This is a genomic window from Halomonas sp. BL6 (assembly GCF_006228115.1).
Classification (GTDB): domain Bacteria; phylum Pseudomonadota; class Gammaproteobacteria; order Pseudomonadales; family Halomonadaceae; genus Vreelandella; species Vreelandella piezotolerans.
Genome location: NZ_VDGL01000001.1, coordinates 330,746 through 354,509, shown reverse-complemented (window position 1 = coordinate 354,509; position 23,764 = coordinate 330,746). Strand labels below are relative to the sequence as shown.

At 54.6% G+C, this 23,764-nt stretch carries 27 protein-coding genes and 1 riboswitch; of the genes, 5 read left to right on the top strand and 22 right to left on the bottom strand.

What is annotated here, in order from left to right; all coding sequences use genetic code 11:
• Positions 1 to 28: 28 nt before the first annotated feature.
• The 4 genes from FHJ80_RS01600 to FHJ80_RS01585 form a co-directional block, all read right to left on the bottom strand.
• Entirely contained in the window at positions 29 to 1,435 is a 1,407-nt protein-coding gene (locus FHJ80_RS01600; RefSeq protein WP_139525310.1) for a cell wall metabolism sensor histidine kinase WalK, read from the bottom strand.
• 134 nt (positions 1,436 to 1,569) lie between these two features.
• Positions 1,570 to 2,028 carry a GNAT family N-acetyltransferase gene (locus FHJ80_RS01595; RefSeq protein ID WP_139525309.1) on the bottom strand — a complete coding sequence of 153 codons (459 nt, stop codon included), beginning with the start codon at positions 2,026 to 2,028 and terminating at the stop codon, positions 1,570 to 1,572.
• A gap of 2 nt (positions 2,029 to 2,030) precedes the next feature.
• Positions 2,031 to 2,459: a GFA family protein gene (locus FHJ80_RS01590; RefSeq protein ID WP_139525308.1), complete on the bottom strand. Its 429-nt coding sequence runs from the start codon at positions 2,457 to 2,459 to the stop codon at positions 2,031 to 2,033.
• Between the two features lie 80 nt (positions 2,460 to 2,539).
• The gene (locus FHJ80_RS01585) at positions 2,540 to 3,004 is read right to left on the bottom strand and encodes an OsmC family protein (protein ID WP_139525307.1); all 465 of its coding nucleotides are present in this window, start codon (positions 3,002 to 3,004) and stop codon (positions 2,540 to 2,542) included.
• 196 nt (positions 3,005 to 3,200) lie between these two features.
• Here FHJ80_RS01585 and FHJ80_RS01580 point away from each other — a divergent pair, with 196 nt between their 5' ends.
• The 3 genes from FHJ80_RS01580 (at position 3,201) to FHJ80_RS01570 (ending at position 4,688) form a co-directional block, all read left to right on the top strand.
• Positions 3,201 to 4,022, top strand: coding sequence for an aldo/keto reductase (locus tag FHJ80_RS01580; RefSeq protein WP_139525306.1), 822 nt, complete (start codon positions 3,201 to 3,203; stop codon positions 4,020 to 4,022).
• A gap of 163 nt (positions 4,023 to 4,185) precedes the next feature.
• Positions 4,186 to 4,437, top strand: coding sequence for a type II toxin-antitoxin system Phd/YefM family antitoxin (locus FHJ80_RS01575; RefSeq protein ID WP_039176654.1), 252 nt, complete (start codon positions 4,186 to 4,188; stop codon positions 4,435 to 4,437).
• A complete protein-coding gene (locus FHJ80_RS01570) occupies positions 4,434 to 4,688 on the top strand; it encodes a Txe/YoeB family addiction module toxin (protein WP_117618974.1) in 255 nt (84 codons plus the stop codon). Before FHJ80_RS01575 ends, FHJ80_RS01570 begins: the two co-directional genes overlap by 4 nt.
• A 149-nt stretch (positions 4,689 to 4,837) precedes the next feature.
• Here the strand turns inward: FHJ80_RS01570 and FHJ80_RS01565 are convergent, their stop codons facing one another.
• The 9 genes from FHJ80_RS01565 to FHJ80_RS01525 form a co-directional block, all read right to left on the bottom strand.
• Entirely contained in the window at positions 4,838 to 5,647 is an 810-nt protein-coding gene (locus FHJ80_RS01565; protein WP_255303852.1) for an alpha/beta hydrolase, read from the bottom strand.
• Positions 5,648 to 5,923: 276 nt separating this feature from the next.
• Positions 5,924 to 6,205, bottom strand: coding sequence for a type II toxin-antitoxin system RelE/ParE family toxin (locus tag FHJ80_RS01560; protein WP_139525304.1), 282 nt, complete (start codon positions 6,203 to 6,205; stop codon positions 5,924 to 5,926).
• A complete protein-coding gene (locus tag FHJ80_RS01555) occupies positions 6,202 to 6,474 on the bottom strand; it encodes a CopG family ribbon-helix-helix protein (RefSeq protein WP_139525303.1) in 273 nt (90 codons plus the stop codon). The genes FHJ80_RS01560 and FHJ80_RS01555 overlap by 4 nt, the downstream gene beginning before the upstream one ends.
• 78 nt (positions 6,475 to 6,552) lie before the next feature.
• Positions 6,553 to 7,230, bottom strand: a complete 678-nt coding sequence (locus FHJ80_RS01550; RefSeq protein WP_139525302.1) for a hypothetical protein — start codon at positions 7,228 to 7,230, stop codon at positions 6,553 to 6,555.
• A gap of 99 nt (positions 7,231 to 7,329) precedes the next feature.
• Positions 7,330 to 9,081, bottom strand: coding sequence for a hypothetical protein (locus tag FHJ80_RS01545; protein ID WP_139525301.1), 1,752 nt, complete (start codon positions 9,079 to 9,081; stop codon positions 7,330 to 7,332).
• An 85-nt stretch (positions 9,082 to 9,166) separates the two neighbouring features.
• Positions 9,167 to 9,589, bottom strand: a complete 423-nt coding sequence (locus tag FHJ80_RS01540; RefSeq protein WP_139525300.1) for a hypothetical protein — start codon at positions 9,587 to 9,589, stop codon at positions 9,167 to 9,169.
• Positions 9,590 to 9,819: 230 nt separating this feature from the next.
• Entirely contained in the window at positions 9,820 to 10,713 is an 894-nt protein-coding gene (locus tag FHJ80_RS01535) for a DUF2971 domain-containing protein (RefSeq protein WP_139525299.1), read from the bottom strand.
• Positions 10,714 to 10,793: 80 nt separating this feature from the next.
• On the bottom strand, positions 10,794 to 11,174 hold the full coding sequence (locus FHJ80_RS01530) for a hypothetical protein (protein WP_139525298.1): 381 nt from the start codon (positions 11,172 to 11,174) through the stop codon (positions 10,794 to 10,796).
• 125 nt (positions 11,175 to 11,299) lie between these two features.
• Positions 11,300 to 11,860, bottom strand: a complete 561-nt coding sequence (locus FHJ80_RS01525) for an SMI1/KNR4 family protein (RefSeq protein ID WP_139525297.1) — start codon at positions 11,858 to 11,860, stop codon at positions 11,300 to 11,302.
• A gap of 387 nt (positions 11,861 to 12,247) precedes the next feature.
• Positions 12,248 to 12,379: riboswitch (TPP riboswitch) on the top strand.
• 85 nt (positions 12,380 to 12,464) lie between these two features.
• On the opposite strand from FHJ80_RS01525, the gene tenA reads away from it, so the two are divergent.
• Both tenA and thiC read left to right on the top strand, forming a co-directional pair.
• Positions 12,465 to 13,133, top strand: a complete 669-nt coding sequence (gene tenA, locus FHJ80_RS01520) for a thiaminase II (RefSeq protein ID WP_139525296.1) — start codon at positions 12,465 to 12,467, stop codon at positions 13,131 to 13,133.
• A gap of 25 nt (positions 13,134 to 13,158) precedes the next feature.
• The gene (thiC, locus tag FHJ80_RS01515) at positions 13,159 to 15,075 is read left to right on the top strand and encodes a phosphomethylpyrimidine synthase ThiC (RefSeq protein WP_139525295.1); all 1,917 of its coding nucleotides are present in this window, start codon (positions 13,159 to 13,161) and stop codon (positions 15,073 to 15,075) included.
• A 17-nt stretch (positions 15,076 to 15,092) separates the two neighbouring features.
• Here the strand turns inward: thiC and FHJ80_RS01510 are convergent, their stop codons facing one another.
• From FHJ80_RS01510 to FHJ80_RS01470, 9 genes are all read right to left on the bottom strand, one after another.
• On the bottom strand, positions 15,093 to 16,172 hold the full coding sequence (locus tag FHJ80_RS01510; RefSeq protein ID WP_139525294.1) for an NAD(P)-dependent alcohol dehydrogenase: 1,080 nt from the start codon (positions 16,170 to 16,172) through the stop codon (positions 15,093 to 15,095).
• Between the two features lie 143 nt (positions 16,173 to 16,315).
• Positions 16,316 to 16,501 carry a CsbD family protein gene (locus tag FHJ80_RS01505; protein ID WP_139525293.1) on the bottom strand — a complete coding sequence of 62 codons (186 nt, stop codon included), beginning with the start codon at positions 16,499 to 16,501 and terminating at the stop codon, positions 16,316 to 16,318.
• Between the two features lie 106 nt (positions 16,502 to 16,607).
• Positions 16,608 to 17,666, bottom strand: coding sequence for a DUF2955 domain-containing protein (locus tag FHJ80_RS01500; RefSeq protein ID WP_255303827.1), 1,059 nt, complete (start codon positions 17,664 to 17,666; stop codon positions 16,608 to 16,610).
• Positions 17,667 to 17,715: 49 nt separating this feature from the next.
• Positions 17,716 to 18,777 (bottom strand): HlyD family secretion protein, encoded by a 1,062-nt coding sequence (locus FHJ80_RS01495; protein WP_139525291.1) that lies wholly within the window; start codon positions 18,775 to 18,777, stop codon positions 17,716 to 17,718.
• A gap of 168 nt (positions 18,778 to 18,945) precedes the next feature.
• The gene (locus tag FHJ80_RS01490) at positions 18,946 to 20,274 is read right to left on the bottom strand and encodes a TRAP transporter large permease subunit (RefSeq protein ID WP_139525290.1); all 1,329 of its coding nucleotides are present in this window, start codon (positions 20,272 to 20,274) and stop codon (positions 18,946 to 18,948) included.
• On the bottom strand, positions 20,271 to 20,786 hold the full coding sequence (locus FHJ80_RS01485) for a TRAP transporter small permease subunit (protein WP_139525289.1): 516 nt from the start codon (positions 20,784 to 20,786) through the stop codon (positions 20,271 to 20,273). The genes FHJ80_RS01490 and FHJ80_RS01485 overlap by 4 nt, the downstream gene beginning before the upstream one ends.
• 78 nt (positions 20,787 to 20,864) lie before the next feature.
• A complete protein-coding gene (locus tag FHJ80_RS01480; RefSeq protein WP_139525288.1) occupies positions 20,865 to 21,917 on the bottom strand; it encodes a C4-dicarboxylate ABC transporter substrate-binding protein in 1,053 nt (350 codons plus the stop codon).
• Positions 21,918 to 22,147: 230 nt separating this feature from the next.
• Positions 22,148 to 22,657: a porin family protein gene (locus FHJ80_RS01475; RefSeq protein WP_058575966.1), complete on the bottom strand. Its 510-nt coding sequence runs from the start codon at positions 22,655 to 22,657 to the stop codon at positions 22,148 to 22,150.
• A 131-nt stretch (positions 22,658 to 22,788) separates the two neighbouring features.
• On the bottom strand, positions 22,789 to 23,709 hold the full coding sequence (locus tag FHJ80_RS01470; RefSeq protein WP_139525287.1) for an EamA family transporter: 921 nt from the start codon (positions 23,707 to 23,709) through the stop codon (positions 22,789 to 22,791).
• Between the last annotated feature and the right edge of the window lie 55 nt (positions 23,710 to 23,764).

Below are 23,764 nucleotides of genomic sequence, written 5' to 3'. Positions count from 1 at the left end.
CAAGCGGAGCCATCATTGCACTGATCCATCAGGCTGGCTTTGCCACCCTGGGTAAGCGAACCCAGAAACAGCAGCCCTCCGTTGGTACGGAGTGAAAACCGATGCTGCCCCCCATTTCTTCCACTAGGGACTTGGTGATGGACAAGCCAAGCCCCGTCCCACCGGTGCGTCGCCGGTCTGTCCCGTCCGCTTGAGCAAAACGCTCGAACACGCGCGGCTGAAACGACAACGGTATTCCGTTTCCGTGATCGCACACATGGATTTCAAGCCACTGGCTATCGATTGCCCCTGCGCTTACCGCAACGTGTTCGCCGGGATCAGAGTGCTTGCAAGCGTTCGAGATCAAATTCGCCATGATTTGAGCAAACCGTTCCGGGTCGATGTTCACATAGTCATGCTCATCGAGCGGTTGCATGGCTGGCCGGTGTGGTGCGTGATCGTGTGTGGTAATCGTTTGAAATCCTAGCGAGACTGAAAAACTCTCTGCATAGGGCTGATTCAGCGTTACCGCTTGTTCCACCAAGGGAAGCAACGGCAGGCGTTGCCGCTGGAACGTGAGCTGTCCGCTTTCGAGCTTCTCGATATCAAGAATATCATCGATCAAACTTTTCAATCGCTTACCGTTATCGTTCGATAACACGACCAAGCGCTGCGCATCCGCACTCAACGTGCCACCGACACCGCTTTGCAGCATGCTCAATGCCCCTAGAATCACCGTCAAAGGCGTGCGCAATTCATGGCTCACCGTGGAGATGAAGGTTTTCTGCATGGTCATGACCCGCTGGCGCTGACGCCACTGATTGATTACCGACAAACTTGTGACCAGCAGCAGCACTGCAATCACCGCTGCCCCGCCCCCCCACACCCAACGGGATTGCCGGGCTTGACGAGTGGCCTGCAGGGTTTGGGCACTCAAACGCTCGCGTTCATTTTGCTCTAACGCATTTAAATGCCCACGTAACCGATCCATCGTTTGACGTCCACCAGCCGCCAACAGTCTTAGCGCGGCGGCTTCCAGGCCATCCGTATCACGCACGGAGATATTGGATTCTGCTATCTGCATACGCCGCTCGACCAAGGACGACAACACCTCTTCCGATAACAGATCATCGGCGCCAGTGGGCAATGAAATACGCCTCAACTGCTCTTGTTGATGTGCTAAGCGGGCACGCGCCTGCTGATAGGGAAGCAGGTAGGCTGGTTGACCAGTGATCACATAACCCCGCTCCCCCGTCTCCAGATCCAGCAGCGTTGATTTGAACGCTTGTATGAGAACGATACTCTCCAAATGCCGGTTTACGGCAGCATTGGCATCCAGCAGTGCTTCCTGAACGCGAATTCCCTGCCATACCATGGCGGCTAACATGAAAGCGACTAGGGCAAGAGCACACCACTGCAAACGACGCAGTATCGGCGGGGTGAGTTTTTTAATCAATGGAACACCAAACCTATAACAATGATTGATTCATCTATAGCAGGTTAGACGCCATTTATCATTTAACTCTATGAGTTAATAGAGAATACCCAGCGATATATTGCGGCTTTCAAAAAAACTCTCAGCGTGTCGCACTATGCCGAGGTGCGTCTGAAACGCATGAGAAGCTCTGGCTCTCCCGTGTGCTCATCCAACTGCTCGCCCATGGGCACAAAACCCCGCGCTTCATAAAAACGGACGCTAGAAACATTCTGAGCATACACCGTTAGTTGCAGCCACTCCCTGAGGCGCTTGGCATCTTCCAGCAGCGCACTACCCAAGCCGTGGCCCTGCTGGTTGGGTTGCACAAAAATGGCGGCTAGCGTGTTTTCATAAAGGCTGTAAAAGCCCACCACCTGGCCCAATGCTTCAGCCACGTAGGTTTCAGAAGCAGGAAGATACACATCTCGCATCGCCCCCTGCTTCGATTCCCAAAAGCGGGGCGCGATAAAATCATGCGCTTGAACCGACGCCGACAGCCAAATAGAGAGCACGGCCTCCATATCCTCTGCCTGAAAGGCGCGTATGCGATAGTCGGTTGAGTTTGCATTCATGCTCACACCTGGCGAAGTGCGCTGTACAGCGCTTCCAGGCTCTCGGGGGAGGCATCAAAGCGCTGGCAGTGGGTTGCCTCCTGCTCCCAGGCGGCAGCCGAAGCCATATGAAGATGGACGGCAACCCGGGCAGTGGTCTCATCTTCTAATAACCCTGCTGGCACCCACACCCAGTCGCTACCGCGCAGTTGGTTGGGTACCGGGCTGCCGCATGTCGCGCAAAAATCGCTTCGGTAGCCACTGTCACGCTGATAAGAACGGATACTTCCCTGCCCCGACAGCCACTTGAACTGCTCACCCTGCACAAAGGTGGCTGCATTGGCAGCCGCGCCGGTGGCCTTGCGGCATAACGAACAGTGGCATTGGTACAAGTTCGGTAGCTCACCGTCGATCGTGAATGCCACCTCCCCACACAGGCACTCGCCTTTCATTTCCTTCTCCTTCTACGAAGTTGCCTTCCAAGTTGGTCATTATTACCGTTCGATACCGCCTCCGAAGCGATCCGCTCACGCTACTTTTGAATCTCGGTCACTACCGCTGTCTTGACGGAGTTAGCGATAAAGCACTTTTCGTGGGCGGTGTGATGCATCTGCTCAAGCGCCTCCATTGAGGGCGGCCCCTCTGCAAACACCGCCTTTGGCCGCAGCGTTACTTGGGTCATGGCGATCTTCCCATCGCGGCCCTTCTCCATCACACCGACTGCGTTATCCACGTAGCTTTCCACGACAAAACCCTGCTGCCCGGCGATGGCGAGGAAGAACAGCATATGGCAACTGGAGAGGGAGGCAACGAACGCCTCTTCCGGATCGACGTTGGCCTCGACCGAATAAGGCAACGGCACTACATGAGGTGATGACGATGCAGGCACGCGAACGCCGCCATCAAACACCCACTCGTGCCCACGGCTATAACGCTGATCGACAAAAGCTTCATCGGCCCCACGGGCCCACTGAATGGAAGCGGTGTATTCGGCCATTTGGGTTCCTCGGTTGTATTGAAAGCGGCAATGAAGGCGGCATGAGTAACTTCTGACATGATCTCAAAATTGTGTTCATCAAGCTTCTCTCGTTTATCCCCTTCAATACGGATCGACTACGATGGAAGCACGAACGACGATGGCCTTGGTCAGTCAGAACCGCATCACACTATAAATCACACTAGGAGAGTGAGATATGCAGACGATTGCGCTAGGCGGCATCAGCGTCCCCCGCATCGGCCAGGGCACCTGGCACATGGGCGAGGATGCCGGGCAGCGGCAGGCTGAAATCAGGGCGCTTCGTGAAGGTATAGACCTGGGCATGACGCTGATCGATACCGCCGAGATGTATGCCGAGGGCGGTGCTGAAGAGATCGTGGGCGAAGCCATTCACGGGCGGCGCGATGAGGTGTATCTCGTCAGCAAGGTTTACCCCCACAACGCCAGCACCCAAGGCGTTCAAGCCGCCTGCGAGCGCAGCCTGCGCCGATTGGGCACCGATACGATCGATCTCTACCTGCTGCACTGGCGCGGCCAGTACCCGCTAGGCGAAACCGTGGAAGCGTTTGAGCGGCTACGCGAGCAGGGCAAGATCCTGCGTTGGGGCGTGTCGAACTTCGACGTTGATGACCTAGAAGAGCTAAACGCGCCCGCGTGCGCCACCAACCAAGTGCTCTACAACCCCGAAGCACGGGGCATTGAGTACGACCTGCTGCCCTGGCAAGCACAGCACACTATGCCGCTTATGGCCTACTGCCCCATCGGGCAAGGCGGCGCGCTACTTCGTGACGCTACCCTGCAACGCATCGCCGACAAACACCGCGCCACCTCCGCACAAGTCGCGCTTGCCTGGGCACTACGCCACCCCGGCGTGATCGCGATTCCTAAAGCCGTGAATTTGGACCACCTCAAACAGAACGCTGATGCTGATAAGGTTAGGCTCGATGAGGAGGATTTGGCACAGATGGATGCCGCCTACGCGCCGCCAACACGCAAGCAGGGCTTAATGATGGTGTGAGCAATCGCCTATCAACGTCTTAGCGTGGGATACGATTCGTGGGCATCACCGGCTCAACCGCTGTTTTAAAGCGGAGAAAACCGATCGCGGCGAAGCCAATTGGCAAACCCAATCCTGTACACTATTCTGTACATTAACAATATCGCGTACAGGAGTACCCTTTATGGATGCCATCAGCTACACCGCCGCTAGAACCAATCTAGCAAAAACCATGGAGCAGGTCTGTGAAGACCACTCCCCTGTGATCATCACCCGCAATAAGGCGCAATCCGTAGTCATGATCTCTCTCGAAGACTATGAAGCACTGCAAGAGACAGCCTACCTCCTGCGCGCGCCCAAAAACGCCCGCCGTTTACTGGAATCCGTTGCCGAGTTGGAGCAAGGGGGCGGTCAGGAAAAGGAGCTTCTTGAATGAAGCTCATCTTTTCCGAGAACGCCTGGGAAGACTATTTGTACTGGCAGAAAACTGACAAAAAGATTCTCAACCGAATCAACAAGCTAATCAAAGAAATCAAGCGAGAGCCATTTGAAGGCGTCGGCAAGCCAGAACCCCTTAAACATAGCCTCGCGGGTTACTGGTCTCGGCGAATCAATGAAGAACACCGCATCGTTTACAAGGTCACGGATGACGCTCTTCTCATCGCCCAGCTTCGGTATCACTACTGATATAGCGCTGAGCTTTCCCTCAACGTGGATAGGCCCTCATAAGATCACCAAAACAGATGCTGTTAGAATAAGCCACTTAAGGCCTAACATATCAGGCCCCAACGGCCCAGGGCAGGAGCGCCTTAATAGCGATAACGCTGGTTGGGCTTCTAAGGTAGTCGCTGCACGCGGTCAGTGAATTCGACGATGTGATCCACCAACAGTGGGGCTACAGGCAGCGATGCGTCTGAGTACGAAGCGTTCTGCTGCGCCGGATTGGTCGGAACCGTCTTGAGCATGTGGTTCATTCCCTCCACAAGAAATAGTTCTGCATCTGGACGCGCGTGCTTGAGCGCCTCCGCTTCGCTTGGATGGACCTGTACGTCCGTAGTGCCGTGGACGATCAGTACCGGGCCGGGGGCATGCTGAATTTCCTCGGTCGGCACGTACCGGAACCAAGAGATCAGGTACGGCTGCACGCTCGCACGGAACAACGAGGCCAACGCTGGCGGCACGCCCTCTGTCGTGCGACCTTGCTCCAGCTCGGAGAGAATGCGCTCACTATCTCGCCACAACTCATCCGGAAGCTGCGGGCGCAACTGATCGCGGATAATCTCTGGCGCGGAACGTGCCGGTGCAGCAACCGAGATGAAGGCATCCGCACGCGCTTGCGTTGCTGCGAGCATGCCGATCAATGAGCCCTCACTATGTCCCAGCAGGGTAATCGTGCCAAAGCGAGGGTCTGTCCGAAGCTGACGGACCCATGCGGAGGCATCCTCTACGTAGGTGTCGAAGCGAAGCTCATTCTCCAAAGGTGCAGCGGCTGCACTGGCCGCCACTCCCCGCTTGTCGTAGCGGACCGAGGAGATCCCCCGCACAGCAAGCGCTTCGGCAAGCATCTTCAGGCTGTCGTTTGCCCCCGGTAAGAGAGCACTGTTGCCATTGCGATCCGTGGGACCGGAACCGGCATGCAGCAACACGAGCGGATGTGGCCCGTTAGAGGGCGGCAGGAGCAGAGAGCCATAAAGGGTGCCGGTAGCGGTTTCCAGACGAATATCCGATTCGGTGGGCTGTGCCGGGGCATGCGGCTCGCTCGCCGAGCCAGATGCCGAGAACAGAATCAAGAAACCAACAGCGATGCGCAATATCACGACAACACACCCCTTAATGTGATGGGCTAACCCCAAAGTGCCCCCGTGACCAGGACGTAGCGAAGCGGAGACAAGGGCGTCCAAGTGCCGCGTTTGGTTAAATTGCTATCGTTCGCCCTCAAGGCCATGCCACACCCGGAGAATAATGATGGCACTGGCATGAACTGAATATCGAACAACGTATTTTCCGAAAACCATATCTCGAACAGAGTCAGGCACCGGTGCCATTTCAACTGGTGTGCCCATTCTGGGGAAGTCGGGAAGTAATTCGATTTTGCCAACCAGCTCGGTAGCAATCCTGGCTGCCGCCGACGGGTTGTGCACAGCAACGAACTCCCTGAGGCGTTTCAAATCATCAATGGCTTCATCCGTGTAAACCAGCTTCACTTACCTGACCTCGGCGCATCCTGCTCGTTTTCGGTTCCCCAGCTATTAAGCCAATTGTGAACCTCGCTGGCATCAACGACCTTGCCTTGGGCAGCAGACTCCATTGCATCTAGCGTTTGTTTCCAACGCTCTTGCTCAAGCTGCTGCTTTTCTATGTATTCCGACAATGCCTGGTTGATCACCCAGCTTTTGCTACGGTGCAGCCTGCTGGCGATTGCTTCCAAACGCTGTTCAACTTCTGCCTGAAGGCGAACCGTGGTGACGCTCATGATTATGCCCCTCATACTGGGTGACTACAATGTATTACAGCATAGTCTGCGAGGGTAGGCAAAAAATTTAACAAAGCCTCAAGAAGAGGCGCGCGTTTTTTGCGCGTCCTTCTTACTTGATTTTTTAGGCTTAGCTTTTCGATATAGCTGCAATACTGCCAGCCTCTTTATTTCTGATTCTATGCCAGACCAGCCAAGATAATAATTACCGCCAATTGAGTATGATTTATATGCCAATAAGCTATCACTGGGAACTTTTTCTACTGGCATAGCTGGGTTATTGGACGCTAGAATAATTACTGAATCTCTTGGGCTTGGTCTCACATTCCAAAACCGACTATTTGGAAGAAACGACATTACTACACCATTGATTGGGGCACCAATTTTCAAATAGTTATTAAGCGCTCCCTCTATTTTATTAAGGCCGTAGGCTACGTCATCGGTTGTTGCATCAGGAGAATAACCGGACAGAGGATTTCTGTTGTTGATTTCAGTTACCAATACACAGGTGTTTTGACTACGAAATATTAAGCAGGGTAATTGCTTGATATAAAATACAGTTCCTCTAGTTCTTCTCTTCTCTGCGTATTCTTTAGCGGATTCGAAAGTAGTGTGCATGCAGCCGTTTGCATACTGAGTTACCCATGTACTATGCCAAGCATTCCTTCCCGTATGAACGTAATAAATTAGCCCCCTAGAAATTCCTTTTAGAGGGCTGCTATCAAGTAGATGTGTAGATGCTTGTACGAGTTCCATGATAGAGCCTAACGCCGCGCTCTGCGGCAAATTTGGAGCGCAGCGTAAAATTTGTCCGGCAGCAGCGCCTTGTTATGCCAATGTCCCGCGTATTTCACTTTATGGTTTTCCGAATAGTAACTTTCCAATCCACCAAATTGATTGGCCAAAATTGGATATTAACTGCTCTCCTTGTCGCAAATATGAGCTGCTGTCGTCAATCCCCGCGAGCTTTAACGCATCCCCGATCTTCGAACTGGTAGGATGAGCATCACCTACTCGCATATCGTATGCCCCTGCGATTGGGCCAAATATTTTACGAGCTTTTTCAGGCCCTACTTTTTGAGCCAGCACATCCTCTAGTAGTTTATTTGAACCCAATTTGTCTTTATTTGAATGTGTTGAAAGTTTACGAAGCTCGCACACATCCAATCTGTCAGAAAATACACGAACAAGTTCTTTTGCGAGCCGAAGAAGAGATGCCTGATCCTTGCTGGCAAAACGAGATATGTGCTTCAAAACTTCTGAGCGGTTAATGTCATGTGTGAAGAGCGGAACGCCGAAGGTGTGACGAAATCCGTTTTCAAGCATAGCCATTACCTCAAAGAAAAGATCCTCCACGGCATGCGTAGATGCCGGTTGAGCCTTCACTTGGGATTCCAACAACTCACTTGATACCTTCCCATCTGGAACGACATTATGTGCCGCCCAGATATGCTGCTCCCATGCAGGAAGGCGAGCAATGTCATCAGCGTAGACGGTGATTAAATCTGAAGAGTTTATCCCAAAGTGAATCGAATACCCGGAAGTTGATTTGATTCCGCCAGTTTCTGCTGTATACCACCCGAGCGAAAATCCACGCAGCTCAAGAAGCTCATTAATAATACTGGTACGAAACCAAAGCCATCTTCCAATGTCTTCACTATTTAATTCGGCAGACGGCAAACGAGTACCATCAGTTTCCACTATGAACTGAGGTAGGTTGTTATCTGCGTCCCCTCTTACGCGAGTGCTAGTCCCTTGGTGATCTATCCATTCGTCCCGCCAGAACTCCCCCTCCACTCGAACACCTTTATAGCCACCTTTTTGTCCTTGGGAGCTTTCATAATCAGTGTTTTCGTTGGTTTCTGGTCCCATCACGGGTGCATCATCTTCTTCATCTACGTCAGTTCGCCAAGTGCGAAACATTGCCCAGCTTCCGCCAAAAACGTCGTTGATGTCGCGAACCAGTAGCTCATATCGACCGCCATCTCGCTCTTCTTGATGGCCTTCTATGCCTGCGTAGTCGCTAGTTTCAAGAGAGGATACATTTTCAACTCTTTGACGGTAGTAAGAGAGCCGTAACGCTAAGTTCCTAGCGGCCAAGTAATCAAGTAAGTATTCTCTCTTGATTTCTATGAGGCGCTGCTCACCGTTCTCGTCGAGAGTCTCACGAGCGACAACCACAAAATTCTCTTCAGGCCGAACCCAATTATCCCCTTCTTTAATGAGGCGAAGGGCTGCAACAAGGTCCGGGTTTAATATCCATTGCCTTCCTCCTACAACTGGTAAAGGTAACTCCAGGACTAAGTGAACGCCTATCGGTTCTTTGTCGTTATATTGATACTCATAAATAGTCGAGTAGAAGCCATCCTCGTATGCATAAGGGGCAATCGTTCTGCTAAGCCCGATGTCCCCCCAGCTTAATTTCTCAGCTATTTCACGGTTTTCTGGCGAGAACGCAACGGACCCACATCCAAAGAACTCGTTGCTATAACCTATGTTTTTAACGTTGCCGTTCTCGTTCTCTACAGAAGCTCGCAAAGGTACCCAAGTCGATTTAGATAATGTACGACGGGTCTTCTTCTTTTGAAGAATCCAATCTTGATCCATCGGTGATTAGTCTCCTGAGGCATAACGTTCGCATTTGCGGCTGCTTTGGAGCGCAGCGAAAAACCAGTCCGGCAACATGCGCTTGTTAAATACTATACGTGGCGAAGAACCTCATGGCGCCCGATTTCGATAGGAACTCCTCACCAACTAACATCGGCTGATACATCATGCCACCGGTGAGCTCTGATGGATGTTTTGAGACTACCGCACCTTTGCCGTCCTCAAGACCATGAATCTTTGCGTAAGTCGTTGGAAGAGAGAAGTCCAATATCTCCAGTGAGGGAAGGGTCAGCCACGCATGGATATTTATACTAGAGCCGTTGATACCGCGCTTGAGCATCTCGGACAAGCTTTCCTCTGTCTGCTTGAACATTTCGCTTTTTTCAAGGCTCACCCAACCGATGGTGTAGTAGGCGTCACAACGCAGAATTTTTTCGATAACCGGTTTTAGCCTCATATGAAGCGAGAGACACTGAGCCACGACATCCGCTTCGCTCAACTCGCCCATAATGTCTCGTATCGCAATTGGAAGGCAGCTTAAGGCCTCTTGGGTCAGAAAACGGGTATCACTTAATTCAACGCCCGGAGCGTTCAGGCCAAAGCGTGTTGTTCGTTCCAGCGCATCTAAAAAAATTTGACTCGTACACCTACACTCTCCTTGGTATTTAACGCCCGCAACAGCGGAAATTTAGGAGCGCTAGCGAGTAAATTTTCCGACTGCTTGCGTTTGTTAACACTTTACAATGTATGGTTAGCAACATCGCTCAACTTATGCTCTTTTATCATCCATCGAGCTATTTCACCAAACTCATTTTCAAGTTCAGAAAATACATGGGCTGTTCTCGGACTTATCAAAGGGTTAATTTCAGAAGCAGGAAGATTATACTTAATTGATTCTTTTCTAAACTCGTAACCCCAGTTGGCGATAGCAGCCAGATTCAATGCAATCTTTGTATTCTTGATTTTGTTCCAAATCTCTCTTTGGCGCTCTAGAGGCATTCTTTCACCAAGAGTGATGGACTTTATCGCATCCATTGGGACATTCATTACATAAACTGGAAAGCCCTTATAATCACCAACCTTCTTGCAATCAGAGAGATTTCTAACAATTCTATATTCTTGCTCATATTCCCAATCTTTGGGCTTTACACAAAGCTCGGCTATAGGAATTGGAGATTCACCACTTAAATAAGCACTAATGTCCTTTTTAGGTCTTTGCTCTCGATACTCTATATTAAATAGGCCCGTAAAAAATTCATGTTCTTCGTCAAACTCAATAACAGCTCCTGAGTACTCATCTGCATAATGTGACCACATTAGCAGAGATGACTCATTTTTAGATAAACATAGAATACCAACGGACTGATTCAGAGAGCTTAAAATCTTTCTGGAGTTGATGTCATTGCAATGGTCAGACTCAAAGTCAATTGGTAATTCTCCAACACTTGGCTGCCTTCTTGGTGCAAGTACGTCAAAGCTGATAGAGATATCTTTGGGTTCGAAATCCTCTGGAACATGTAATTCTGGAACCATTTCAAACGGGTCATTGAAAGCCCCAGGTTGAGTAAATCTGACACTCCCATCCAAAACCCTCAACGTATTCTCAGGTGTCAAATACTTGTATAGAGGCACAGTCTCTCCTTGAGTGTTAACGCCCGCGTAAAGCGCGCGAGGTACGAGCGTCGCCTTTAACGCGTTTGTTAGCACACTGCCTATTCATACGGATAAGACTTTCCTTCTAGCATGCCGCCATTCGACAAAGTAATTTCCAGTCGTTTGAACAGACCGAAGAAGTCAACGAGGTTCATATCCACGCGTACGCGCCTTGCTTCTATTACATCACCACTAGCAGCAAGCAAAGAAGGAAGATCAGGGTGCCCCTTCAGGTCGGTCACGAAGAACGTAACGTAAACTGGATCCTTATGGGTGCCATGATTCTCTCCAGCCCACATTTTGACGCCTACAACAAACTCTTCGTCGCTGATCAAGTCATTGTCTTTGAGCCACTTTGCTGCATTCTCTTTATCCGCGCGGTCGGCAGCTGCGCTACCTTTCATGTCATTGTATTGTACTGATGCTTTAAAAGTGTCCATTCTCTCTCCTTTGGGTTGTAGTGCTAACGCCTCAAACACCGGATTGGTGAAGTTGGCGGCTTTTTTGCGCAAGCGAAAAAGGTGACAGCTTTACCAAGTCCGCGTGCTTTGACTTGTTAGGTGCTTTATTCACTGTAGATTACATTACCATTTAAATCATAAACCTCTTCATATTGAAGGAGATTTGATACAAACTCATTAAAAGTATTTGCCACAACTAGACTATTGCCTTCATCCGTCTCTGTGACAATAACCTTGGGTTCAGTAAAAGAATCTCCATAGTCTAGGGCCAACCATGTATGGCCATCACCTTCTAGCGGCACATATGTTTCCGGAAGGCCCCACTCTCTGCCAGAGCTTATGGAGCTATATATTGAGTATTCCGAATTAGGATCTACGCTTGCAAACGTGCCAATTTCGTAAAAGCCTTCACCAAAATAGTATTGTAGAGTTTCGTTTTCACAAGACGGGAGTTTAACTACCTTAGTTTCTTCTGATTCGGAGAATTTCACATACTCTTTAGGTAGTGTGAATCCATATTTTTCCTTGAAGTAACTAAGAGCTTCTTCGTGCGTGTAAACTCGATAGTTTTCAACTTCTCGAACACCACCGCATTCAGGGCAAACAAAGTATGCAGTTCCGTCAACGATGTCTGGATTTTTGAGTTCTCTGCTACAACATCTCATACTTTGATACTCGCGCACCTAACAGTGATTATACGTCCTGCCATGAAACCTCAATGAACGTGACATCACAATGACTGAGGTTTCATAGCCACCAAATTGAATCTACCTCATTGATTCTACAGCGTGCAAAGAGAATTTTGGCGATGTAGCCAAAATTCTCGGGCTTGCGCGTTTTACTCACCTCAATATTACTGTTTTTATAAACAGCAATATGGAGCCATTTCCTCATGAAACTGATGGAACGCGTCAAGGTAACCATGGGGGTCAAGCACTCAACGCCATCGCCTTTTTCTTGTCGTTTATTGCTCTCACGGCAGACCACCTCTGTGCGCCCAATAAAATACGCCCCCTTGCATCTCCCCCACCCGCCTCCTACACTGCGCTGAATACTGCTTGACGGGGTGCCGGTGGAACCGGCTGAGATCGCTATACGGCTGGCTGCTACAGCAAGTCGTCACGGCGGGGCCCGTTGAACCTGATCCGGCTAGTACCGGCGTAGGAATCAAGCGGTGGTTGGGGTGCGCCGTGTTCACCTGATACCTTGCCCCAACTCACTCTCCTTTCGCCCGTGCGCCGGTTCGCTGTACCACCGGAGGCATCCAATATGGGCTACCGCTTTACCGATCTCACCACCGCTTGCCAGAACGATTGGCGCTCCTACATCGAGCACGATTTCGTGCGCCAGCTGGGCAACGCCACGCTGCCTGAGGCGTCGTTTCGCCACTACCTGAAGCAGGATTACCTGTTCTTGATCCACTTCGCCCGCGCCTACGCGCTGGCCGCTTACAAAAGCCCCACCCTGGCGGATTTGCGCCAGGCTCACGAGGGCTTGAAAGCCATCGTGGATGTGGAACTGGGCCTGCATGTGGGCTTTTGCCAGGAGTGGGGCATCAGCGAGCAGGAGCTTGCCGAACTCCCCGAAGCCCGCGCCACGCTGGCCTACACCCGCTATGTGCTGGATACCGGCAATCGCGGCGACCTGCTCGATTTGCACGTGGCGCTGGCCCCGTGCCTGGTGGGCTACGGCGAAATCGCCAACTGGCTGAACGCGCAACCCTCTACGCTGCGCGGCGCGCAAAACCCTTTTGACGCTTGGATCGCCATGTACGAAGGCGAGGAGTTCCAAGCCGCTATGCAGGCAGAGCTTGCGTGGCTCGATGCCCGCTTGGCCGATGTCACCCCCGCCCGTTTTGCTGAGCTGAGCAAGATCTTCCGCGATGCCACCCGCCTGGAAATCGACTTCTGGCAGATGGGTTTAGACCTTTCTGAATAACCTCCTACAACATAGAGCAACCGTCATGACCAAGACCGTCAAAAGCAGAACCGCGCACTTTTTAGCCGAAACCGCCCAGGTCGATGCCGCCGCAGTGGCGCCGCTGCCCGGCTCGCGCAAGGTGTACGTGGAAGGCTCGCGGCCGGATATTCGCGTGCCGTTTCGGGAGATCACCCTATCGCCCACCAAAACCAGCGGCGTGGATGAGCAGAACCCGCCGCTGCTGGTGTACGACACCTCCGGTCCCTACACCGATCCCAACGCCCGCATCGATTTGCGCCAGGGCCTGCCGGAACTGCGCCGCGCCTGGATCGAAGAGCGCAACGATACCGAGTTTTTGGATGGCCCCACCAGCCAGTACGGCCAGCGCCGCGCCAACGACCCCACCCTTGCCCAGCTGCGCTTTGATTTAAGCCGCACACCCCGCCGGGCGAAAGCGGGCAAGAACGTGACCCAGCTGCACTACGCCCGCCAGGGCATCATCACGCCGGAAATGGAGTTTATCGCCCTGCGGGAAAACCAGCGCCGCCAGGCGTTGGGAACGGCGGAAGTAGAGCGCATTCTGGGCCATCAGCATGCGGGCCAGAGCTTCGGCGCCAGCCTGCCCAAAGAGATCACCCCCGAGTTCGTGCGCGACGAGGTGGCCCGTGGCCGGGCGATCATTCCCAACAACATCAACCACCCGGAAAGCGAGCCGATGATCATTGGCCGCAACTTCCTGGTGAAGATCAACGGCAACCTGGGTAACTCGGCGGTCACCTCTTCCATTGAAGAGGAAGTAGACAAGATGACCTGGGGCATCCGCTGGGGGGCGGATACCATCATGGACCTCTCCACCGGCCAGAACATCCATGAAACCCGCGAGTGGATCATCCGCAACTCGCCGGTGCCGATTGGCACGGTGCCCATCTATCAGGCGCTGGAGAAGGTCAACGGCATTGCCGAAAACCTTACCTGGGAGATCTTCCGCGATACGCTCATCGAGCAGGCGGAACAGGGGGTGGATTACTTCACCATCCACGCGGGAGTGCTGCTGCGCTATGTGCCACTCACCGCCAACCGTGTCACCGGCATCGTCAGCCGTGGTGGTTCCATCATGGCGAAGTGGTGCTTGTATCACCACCAGGAGAGCTTCCTCTACACCCACTTCGAGGAGATCTGCGAGATCTGCAAGCAGTACGACGTGGCGTTCTCGCTGGGCGACGGCCTACGCCCCGGCTCCATTGCCGATGCCAACGATGAAGCGCAGTTTGCTGAACTCGAAACACTGGGTGAACTGACCAAGATTGCCTGGAAGCACGATGTGCAGGTGATGATCGAAGGCCCCGGCCATGTGCCCATGCACCTGGTAAAAGAGAACATGGATAAGCAGCTGGCGTGCTGCGATGAAGCGCCCTTCTATACCCTAGGGCCGCTGGTGACGGATATCGCCCCCGGCTACGACCACATTACCTCGGGCATTGGGGCGGCGATGATTGGCTGGTTTGGCTGCGCCATGCTCTGCTACGTGACGCCGAAAGAGCACCTGGGCCTGCCCAACAAGGATGACGTGAAAACCGGGATCATCACCTACAAGATTGCTGCCCACGCGGCGGATTTGGCCAAGGGTCACCCGGCGTCGCAGCGGCGCGATAACGCACTATCTAAAGCGCGCTTCGAGTTCCGCTGGGAAGACCAGTTCAACTTGGGGCTGGACCCGGACACCGCCCGGGAGTACCACGACGAGACCCTGCCCAAGGACTCCGCCAAGGTAGCCCACTTCTGCTCCATGTGCGGGCCGAAGTTCTGCTCCATGAAGATCAGCCAGGAAGTGCGCGACACCTACCGCGACCGCGCCCCGGAAAACGCCGCTGAAAGCGATGCCGAAGCAGTGAAGCGCGGTATGCAGGAGCAGGCGGAGAAATTCCGCCGAGAAGGTAGCGAGCTGTACCAAGAGGTATAGCCCGCTACCGGTGGCGCTTAGCCAGCGCTAAGCGCCACTTTTAGCACGCCATCGCGCTGGTGGGAGAAGAGGTCGTAGGCTTCCACGATATCCTCCAGCGCGTAGCGGTGCGTAACCAGCGGGCCCAGATCTATGCGGCCTGATGCGATCATGCTCATCAGCCTGCGCATGCGCTCTTTGCCACCCGGGCACAGCGAGGTAATGATTTTATGATCGCCCAGCCCTGCACAAAACGCACCCAGCGGAAGGGTGAGGTCTTCAGAGTAGACCCCCAGGCTCGAGAGCGTGCCGCCGGGTTTTAGCACCCGTAGCGCGGCCTCAAAAGTTTGCTGTAGGCCCAGCGCTTCGATGGCGGCGTCTACCCCCCGACCACCGGTGAGTTTCAGCACCTCTTCCACCACATCGACCTTGCGGAAATCCAGCGTTACATCCGCGCCCATCTGCTTGGCCATGTGCAGGCGCTCATCCACACCGTCTACGGCGATAATCATGCCCGCCCCCCGCAGCCGCGCGCCTGCGGTGGCGCACAGGCCAATTGGCCCTTGGGCAAACACCACCACCGTATCGCCTATTTTAATGCCTGCGGATTCCGCACCGGCAAACCCCGTCGACATAATGTCTGGGCACATCAGCACCTGTTCGTCGGTTAGGCCATCGGGGACGGGCGAGAGGTTCGCTTGGGCATCGGGCACCAGCAGGTACTCCGCCTGGGCACCATCGATGGTGTTCCCAAAGCGCCAGCCGCCCATGGGCTTGTAGCCGTGGCTGTGGTGGCCGCCATCCTGTGCACAACAACCGTCCTGGCAGGCGTAAGAGGTGAAACTGGGGCAAATCGCGCCAGCAATCACCCGCTGGCCTTCTTGGTAGCCTTTGACGTTGGCACCGAGTTTTTCAATCACCCCCACGGGCTCGTGGCCGATGGTTAAACCGCGCTCTACCGGGTATTCGCCTTTTAAGATGTGAACATCGGTGCCGCAGATGGTGGTGGTGGTGATGCGCATCAGGGCATCGTTCGGGCCAATCTCGGGGATGGGTTTGTCGTCGATTTCGATGCGGCCGGGTTCAACGAAAATTGCCGCTTTCATCATGGTAGGCATGGGGCACGTCCTCAGTGAGGGGAGTCATGACACATTGCCATTAAGCGTGAAATAGCAGCCGCAAATCGTGCGCTGGGTCACGTAAAGTGCCAAAACAGCCACCGGAGCCTGGGCTCCGGTGGATGATGGGGTGCCATCGAGAATTACTTTTTCTTCTTGGCCCCTTCCTTGGCATCGCCTTTGCCTTTTTGCAGTTCGCCTTTGGCTTGCTGGGCTTTGCCTTTGGCTTCGGTTTTGCTGCTGCCGGTGGCCTTACCGGCGGCTTCTTTGGCTTTCCCGGCGGCTTTGTTGGCCGCGCCTTTCACTTTGTCTTCTTTGCCACTTGCCATGACGAACACCTCTAATCCGTTAGGAGGGAAAAGGCCGCTCGTCGCGTGCATGGGGCGTCGACGGCGGCTCTTTTCAGCGTAGTGCGTCGTTAAAAAATTTCCTCAACTACTTTTCGGGCAGGCGAGTAGGTTCCCAGCGGTTGAGCAGATAGTGCAGACAAATCATCACCGACAGTGTGCCGATCAGCGCTATGCTCATGGACGAAAAGCGATACAGCGCGCTGTAGACTAAGTCCTGCTGTGGCCCCAACGACTGGCCGAACAGAATGCCCATGGTGGTGAGCCCGCCAAACCCGATGCCGGAAACGCCCCCTTCCAAGATGTGCTCCCGCGCAAACAGCATCAAACCCAGCCAATAAAGCAGAATCACCAGCAGAAAGTGGTGGCTTTGGGTGTAGAGCGCCAGCTGCATCACCAGCGCGAGGTTACAGCCCAAGAGCGTGCCCACCGCGCGCTTGGCCGCCGACACCTGCGCGCCAAAGTAGCCCAGCGTAAACAGAATCAAGATGGTGGCCATTTGCGCCGAGAGCGACCCGCGCAGATCGAACACCTGAAACACTACGAACGAAAGCGTGGCGGTGATGCTGCCAATCAGGGTTTCATGGCGGATTTGCGCCGTCGATTTGCTGCCCCTGGGTGGCGGTTGGCGGGGTTCCCTATCGGGGAACAGGGTGTACATCAGCATGGCGATGAACACCGCCAGTACGCTGGCCATCAAATTGCTGGCCAATAGATCGCTCAAATCGACCCCAGGGTAACTAGCAAAGTGCAGCAGTATGCTGAGCGTCAACACGCCGTTGGCCCCAAACAGAAACAGCGGGCCTTTGGCCATCAGGTTAAAACGCAGCAGAAACAGCCCCAGCACTACCAGCGTCATCACCACGGGCATGTGCTTCAACAGCCCGACCACCAGGCTCACCTCCAGCACGTTGAGGCTCACGTTGGAGAGAAACTGGCGAATGATCGAGCCATTCAACACCGGCACCAACCCCAGCAAGAACATCGGAAAGACGGTAAAGAAGACACCGTAATTCCAGCCCATCAATTGGCTAATGATGAACCCCAAGGTGCCGCCGCCCGCGACCCGCAGGCACTGGCGCAGTCCGTTTTGGCTAAGTCCATTCTGGCTAAATCCATTCTGACTGAGCGCCGAGGAAGCGGGCACTGAGCGCGTAGCGGATGTTCCCGTACGCGCACTTGATTGAGTAGGCGATTTAGTAGACATAATGAAGCCAGCTCACGAGCCGAGCCTGCAGCCAGGCAAACGGCTTGGCCAGCGCGTGCTCGCCGGGCACTAGCTGCACCGTGGCCCGCGCGCCGCTGGGCGGAAGCTCGTCCAAAGGCTCGTCCAGCGCGATGTGAATACGCACCCGCTGGGCATCGCGCACCCAGCGGTCGGAGGTCGGAATGTCCACCAGCTGCCCGTCGGCCGCCTGCTGCCCTTCCCGCACACCGGCATCGAACGCGCTCACGTGGCCTGCCAACAGGCGTCCCGGCAATGCATCGAACACCACCGTTGCTTCGTCGCCCTCCTTCACGTGGCGCAAGCTTTTCTCGCGAAAATCGGCCACGACGTCGACACGGCTGGCCACCAGCGCCACGGCGGGCTGGCCGGCCTGTACGTAATCGCCCGGCTGTAGCTGCAGGTTGGTGACTTCGCCCGCCTCCCGCGCTCTTACCGTGGCGCGGGCCACGTTTAAATCGGCTTTGGCGAGCGCATTGTCGGCCTGGCGCAGCCGCAGGTTGGCGTCGCCCTCTTCACCTAGCTGCACTTCTAGGCTATCGATTTGCGCGCGGGCAGACGCCACGGCAGCTTGGGCCGTATGCTCGGCGGCCACTTGCTGCTCGTACTGCTGGCGGGAGATGCCCTGCCGCCCTAACAGCGCCTCGGCGCGGTGGCGCTCACCGCTGCGCTCTTCGAACGTGGCTTGAGCTGATGCCAGCGAGGCTCGCGCCGCCGCCAATTCGGCGGTTAGCCGAGCGTTCTCCTGCTCGGCCTGCTCGCGGTTCAACGCTGCCTGCTGTAGGGCAAGTTCGAACGGCGCCGGGTCTAGCCGAAACAGCACGTCGCCCGCGTCCACCCGCTGATGGTCCCGCACCACCACGTCTTTCACCGGCGCGCTGAGCTCCGGCGCAATCCGCGTCACGGGCCGCATCGCGCGCGCTTCCGGAGTCATGGGCATAAAGCTATCGGCGAGTAAGAAATAGACGAACAGCACTACAAACGCCGCCAGGGCTATTTTCACCCAGCGGGTAAATCGTTGATCAGGGGTCATGGGTATTACTCGTTCACTGGCCCCCAAGCGGTCACGTGCACTCGGGGTAGCGTTAGACGGAATACCTTAGTCTAACAAATTTATTAGCACGCTAACAATATATCCAACTGATCAATAAAAAGCCGCTCTGGCGTGAGCGGCTTGTCATTACTGGGAAGTTTCAAAAGGCTAGCGCCAGGAAGGCCCTCCCATCACATCCGGTAGCCACAGGGCAATGGCTGGGAACATCAGGACCAATGCCAGCACCACCAGTTGGGCAATGATAAAAGGCACCACACCTTTATACATGTGTTTGAGCGTCACTTCTGGTGGCGTGATTGCCCTCAAGTAGAAAATTGCCGGTGCCAATGGTGGTGTCAGGTAGCTGGTTTGAAGCACGACCAGGAACGCAACGCAGAACCAGATTTCATCGAAACCGAGCATCCTCACAATGGGCATGGCAACCGGGATGATAATGAGCACCACCGAGATCAGATCAAGCACAAACCCGGCAATAAAGGCAATCAGTAGAATCAGCCCCAAAATCATCCACGGGCTTAGCCCCGTGTCCATTAGCAGTGCTTGGACAGTCGCCATGCCACCTGAGGCAAAAAAGACGCCCGCAAACATACTGCCCCCCATTACGATCAGGAGAATCATCGCGGAGATGTTCACGGTCTTGATCGCCGAGGTCCAAAGCACCGACAGGGACAGATTACGGTAGGCGGCCGCCAAAATAATCGCGCCAAGCGCCCCACAGGCAGCCGCTTCCGTGGGCGTTGCCATACCCAGCAAAATGGTCCCCAGCACGGTGAAAATCAGCAGCATGGTAGGGACTAACGCAATCAAGGTGATGCGCAGTTTGTCGCCAAAAGGAATATCCGGCTCCTGCTCCTGAATGCGCGGCGCCATCTCTGGCTTGAGATAGGCGACACCGACGATGTAGATCAAGAACATCGCGGCCATCAAAAAGCCAGGAATCAATAAACCGCTGAACAGTGACCCTACCGACACACCCGCCACGGGCCCCAGTACCACGACCGTAATGGAGGGCGGTATGGCCGTGCCCAGTGAACCACTGGCACAAATAGTGCCCGACATCAGGCTCTTGCTGTACTGGTGCTTCAACATCACCGGGATTGCGAGCATACCGATGACGGCCTCGGTGGCCCCCACTACCCCGCTAGAGGCGGCAAACAGAGTGCCGAGGATGATCGCGCCAATGCCCAGCCCACCCGGCAAGCGGCGTGTCCACATGTGGATGGCTTCGAACAGGCGCTCGGCAATGCCGGAACGCTCCAGCATGGCGCCCATAAAGATAAATAGCGGCACCGCGGCCAGAATGGAATTGGAAGCGGTATCTTCTATTTTGGTCAGCAGCTGGTAAGCCGCCACGTCACCAAACTGGATGATGCCAAAGCCGGTGGCCACCAAAATCATCGAAAACGCAATCGGAAACCCTGCGATGATGAAGGCCATCAACGCCGGGAACATCAATAACGCGAGATAGCTACTCATTTGGCTGGCTCCTCGACGTCAGTCATCCCCATGAGCACTCTGACCGATTTGAGCAGCTCGGCCACCACCTGCAGTGCCAATAGGGCAAAGCCTAAAAACCACACGGTAAAGATTGGCCAAACCACCGGATTCCACGCCGAGCGGCCCGAGCGCTCGTTGGTATCGAAAGCGGACCAAGCGTATTTGGATAGCTCCCAGACCAGCCACACGAGTACTGGCAGGAAAAGCACATAGCCCACCGCCCGGATCAGTGCGTTCGCCCGCGGTTTCAACTGCAGCGTCACGATATCGACGCTCACGTGCTGGCCCACCCGCAGGGCATTGGCCATGCCCAACATGAACATGGCGCCCATGACCATGTAGCTGACCTCGAATGCCCATAGGGTCGGTCGACCCGCTACATAACGGCTGAACACCTCGACGATCAGTGCCCCTATCAATGGGAAGACCAGTATCGCTCCCAACCAACCAGCAACGCGTGTCAGCGCCTCTATGGATCGGATTAGTTTCATGGGAATTCTCAACGTATAGGAAAAACAAATAAAAGAGAGGCCTGTAGAGGCCTCTCTGTTGGTTGACGCTGTTGCCTCTTAGCGTGCCATGACGCCGATGGGCAGCCGATACTCCGACCAGCTGTTCATATCGTTCTTGAACGTGCGCTGAGATTCGAGCACCCGCGCAAACCATTCGTTTTCAGCGGCGTATTCGTCTTCCCATTTCGCAGTCTCTTCGTAGATAGCGTCAATGAAGGATTGATCCAGCTCGACGATTTCGTTGGGCCCCTCCACCAGCGCTTGATACGCATCGAGATCGGCAAACGAACTGGCAAGCCAGGTATCGAACACGGACAGTTTGCCCGCGAGACGCAGCATGTTTTGCTCACGCTCGGATAGTTCTTCCCACGTGTCGCTGTTCACTTGGCACTCGAGGAAACCGCCTGATTGATGGACGCCCGGCGTAATGACGTACTGAGCGACTTCCTGAAAACCCGTCGGGCGGTTCATTTCAGGGCTGCCCCATTCGGCAGCATCAATCACGCCGCGCTCCAAAGCGCTGTAGATATCGCTGCCCGCCATGACCACCGTTGAGGCTCCCAGGCGCGAGGCGATTTCGGCCCAAGCGCCTGACGTGCGCAAGCGCAGCCCCTGGAAATCTTCGAGCGTTCTAACGGGCTTGTTGGAGTGAAGGAAAATCTCGGTGCCCAAGATGGCACAAGGAAACGCGACCACATCAAAGACGTCACGGCGATACTCTTCATAGAGATCTGCACCGCCACCTTCATACATCCACAGCATGAACTCTTCGGGAGTCAGGCCGCTAGAGTGGCCCGCCAGCAATGCCGTGGTGGGGTCTGTTCCGTAGTCGTAGTTGATATAGTTATGGCTCACTTGTGCAACGCCAGACATCACCGTATTGGTGACGCGCAGCGCACTACCGAGGGTGCCGCCTGGATAGACTTCGATGGCGATCTTGCCATCGGTCAGCTCGGCCACGCGGTCTGCAAACATTTGCGCATCGCGCTCGAGCCAGGGGCCGCCGCTCCAAGGCGTGGCCATTCGCCAGTTCATTTCCGCTGCAGAGACTGTGGCCGAGACACCGATACTGAGACCAACGGCAAGTGCGATTTTGTTTAGGTTGCGCATGGGGGTTTCCTCATAAATGGAGCGTTATAAGTTTGTTCGCTGGCCATTCGTTATGTTTATCGTTTTTTTGAAGGTACCACCTTCGCGCTTGCAGCATTTGGCCCAAACTGAGGGAAATTATGCTGATCCTCAGAATTGGCCCACTCACAACCAAAAACCCCGCTGCCGAGTCTGTGCTCGGTCAGCGGGGTCCTATTCCCTTGATGAATAAGCGCTAAACGCTTGCCGTGTTAGAAGCGGTAGCGAAGGCCTACGCTCGCCGCATCGAAATCGTAGGCGGATTCGTCCAGGTAGCGCATGTAGTCGGCACCAATCGATACGTTGTTGGCAATGTCCATCTCGGCACCCGCGCCGTAAGAGAGGCCACTTTCGCGATTATCGCTGATCTCGACCTCGGAGAAACCCGCTAAACCGTAAAGACGGAAGTTGGGCGCTACCGGGAGGATACCTTTGGCATACGCACCCGCCAGATGGTCTAGATCGGCGCCGCGATCCGAACCGCCGGTGCCTAGGTGGCCCTCGAGGGCGAAATAATCGTTGAATTGGGCACCACCCCGCAGGCGTAGGCCGACATCGTCACGGGAGTCGCCACGGTCAGGGTTGAGGCTCCAAAACATGGCATCGCCACCCACGTATCCTTGTGGGTATTGGAAAGATTCTTGGGCTTGGGCGGATGCCGCAAACGCACCTGCACCTAACAGAAGCGCTGCAGAGGTCAGTGATAGTACGGTCATCTTCATGGGGATCACCTCAGTTAAAAAACAGTGTTTCCTTACGCTTTCGAAGTGTGGCCTAGGCCCATGAAGAACGCAATTCACCTACTGACGCTTGCATCGAGTTTCCTTTTTTCTTGCGCTGTTGATGACGTTTTCTAGCGCCCTTTGGAAAGGCTCAGTACGACGATGCCCCCAACCACCACCGCGCCGCCCACGAGTTGGCTAGGGCTGAGCATTTGGCCCAGTACCAGATAGGCTATCAACAGCGACGCCACCGGCTCGAAGTTCATCACCGGCGCGTTGCGGGCCATATCTAGCCGGGGCACGAAAATGAACAGAATCGAGAATCCACTGCCGTACAGCAGCGCCAGCAGCGTTAACCCTACCCAGCCAGTACTGTTATCCGGCAGGCTCATACCGCCCGGTACGGCCCCGAGACCCCCCCCAATGATCATGGCGATGAACACGGTTTGCATGGTCAGCAGGCTGCGCAGCGTGCTGCCTACCCCAGACAGGCGATGCTCGGTGACCCACAGCGCGCAGGCAAACGCAAAGGCCGCTAGTAGTCCAAAACCAATGCCTGCCAGCCATTCAGGTCCCATGGCATCGGCGTTAGCCACCCAGCTGGGAATGTCCAGCACCACCAGAAGGCCGATCAGAATGGTGCCCATGATCAGGCAGCTACGTAAAGAAGGCCTAGGCCCGCCCAGCGCCCAGCTAATCAGCGCCAGTTGAATGGGGAAGGTATTCACCAACAGCAAAGCAATCACCACCGGAAGACGCGCGACGGCCGAGTAAAGGCTAACGCTTTGCAGCGTAATCAGTAGCCCCACCGCCAGCTGCCAGGGCCACGTTCCGGCAGGCAGCCAAAGGCGCTTTTTCTGCAGAATCACCAGCGAGAGTAGAATCAAGCAAGCCACACCCGAGCGCATCAACACCGCCAAGAGCAGCCCCGTGCCGTTATCGAAGGCCAGTCGGGCTGAAACGTGGTTCGCGGCGAACATCGTCGCCACGGTCATCATTAACAGAATGGCCAGATGGCGGGGTAACAGCTTAGGGCTAGAAATCGAGGACATAAGAACAAAACGGCTCACGATGGGTTATATAAGGAACAGGATGCCGACATTTTAC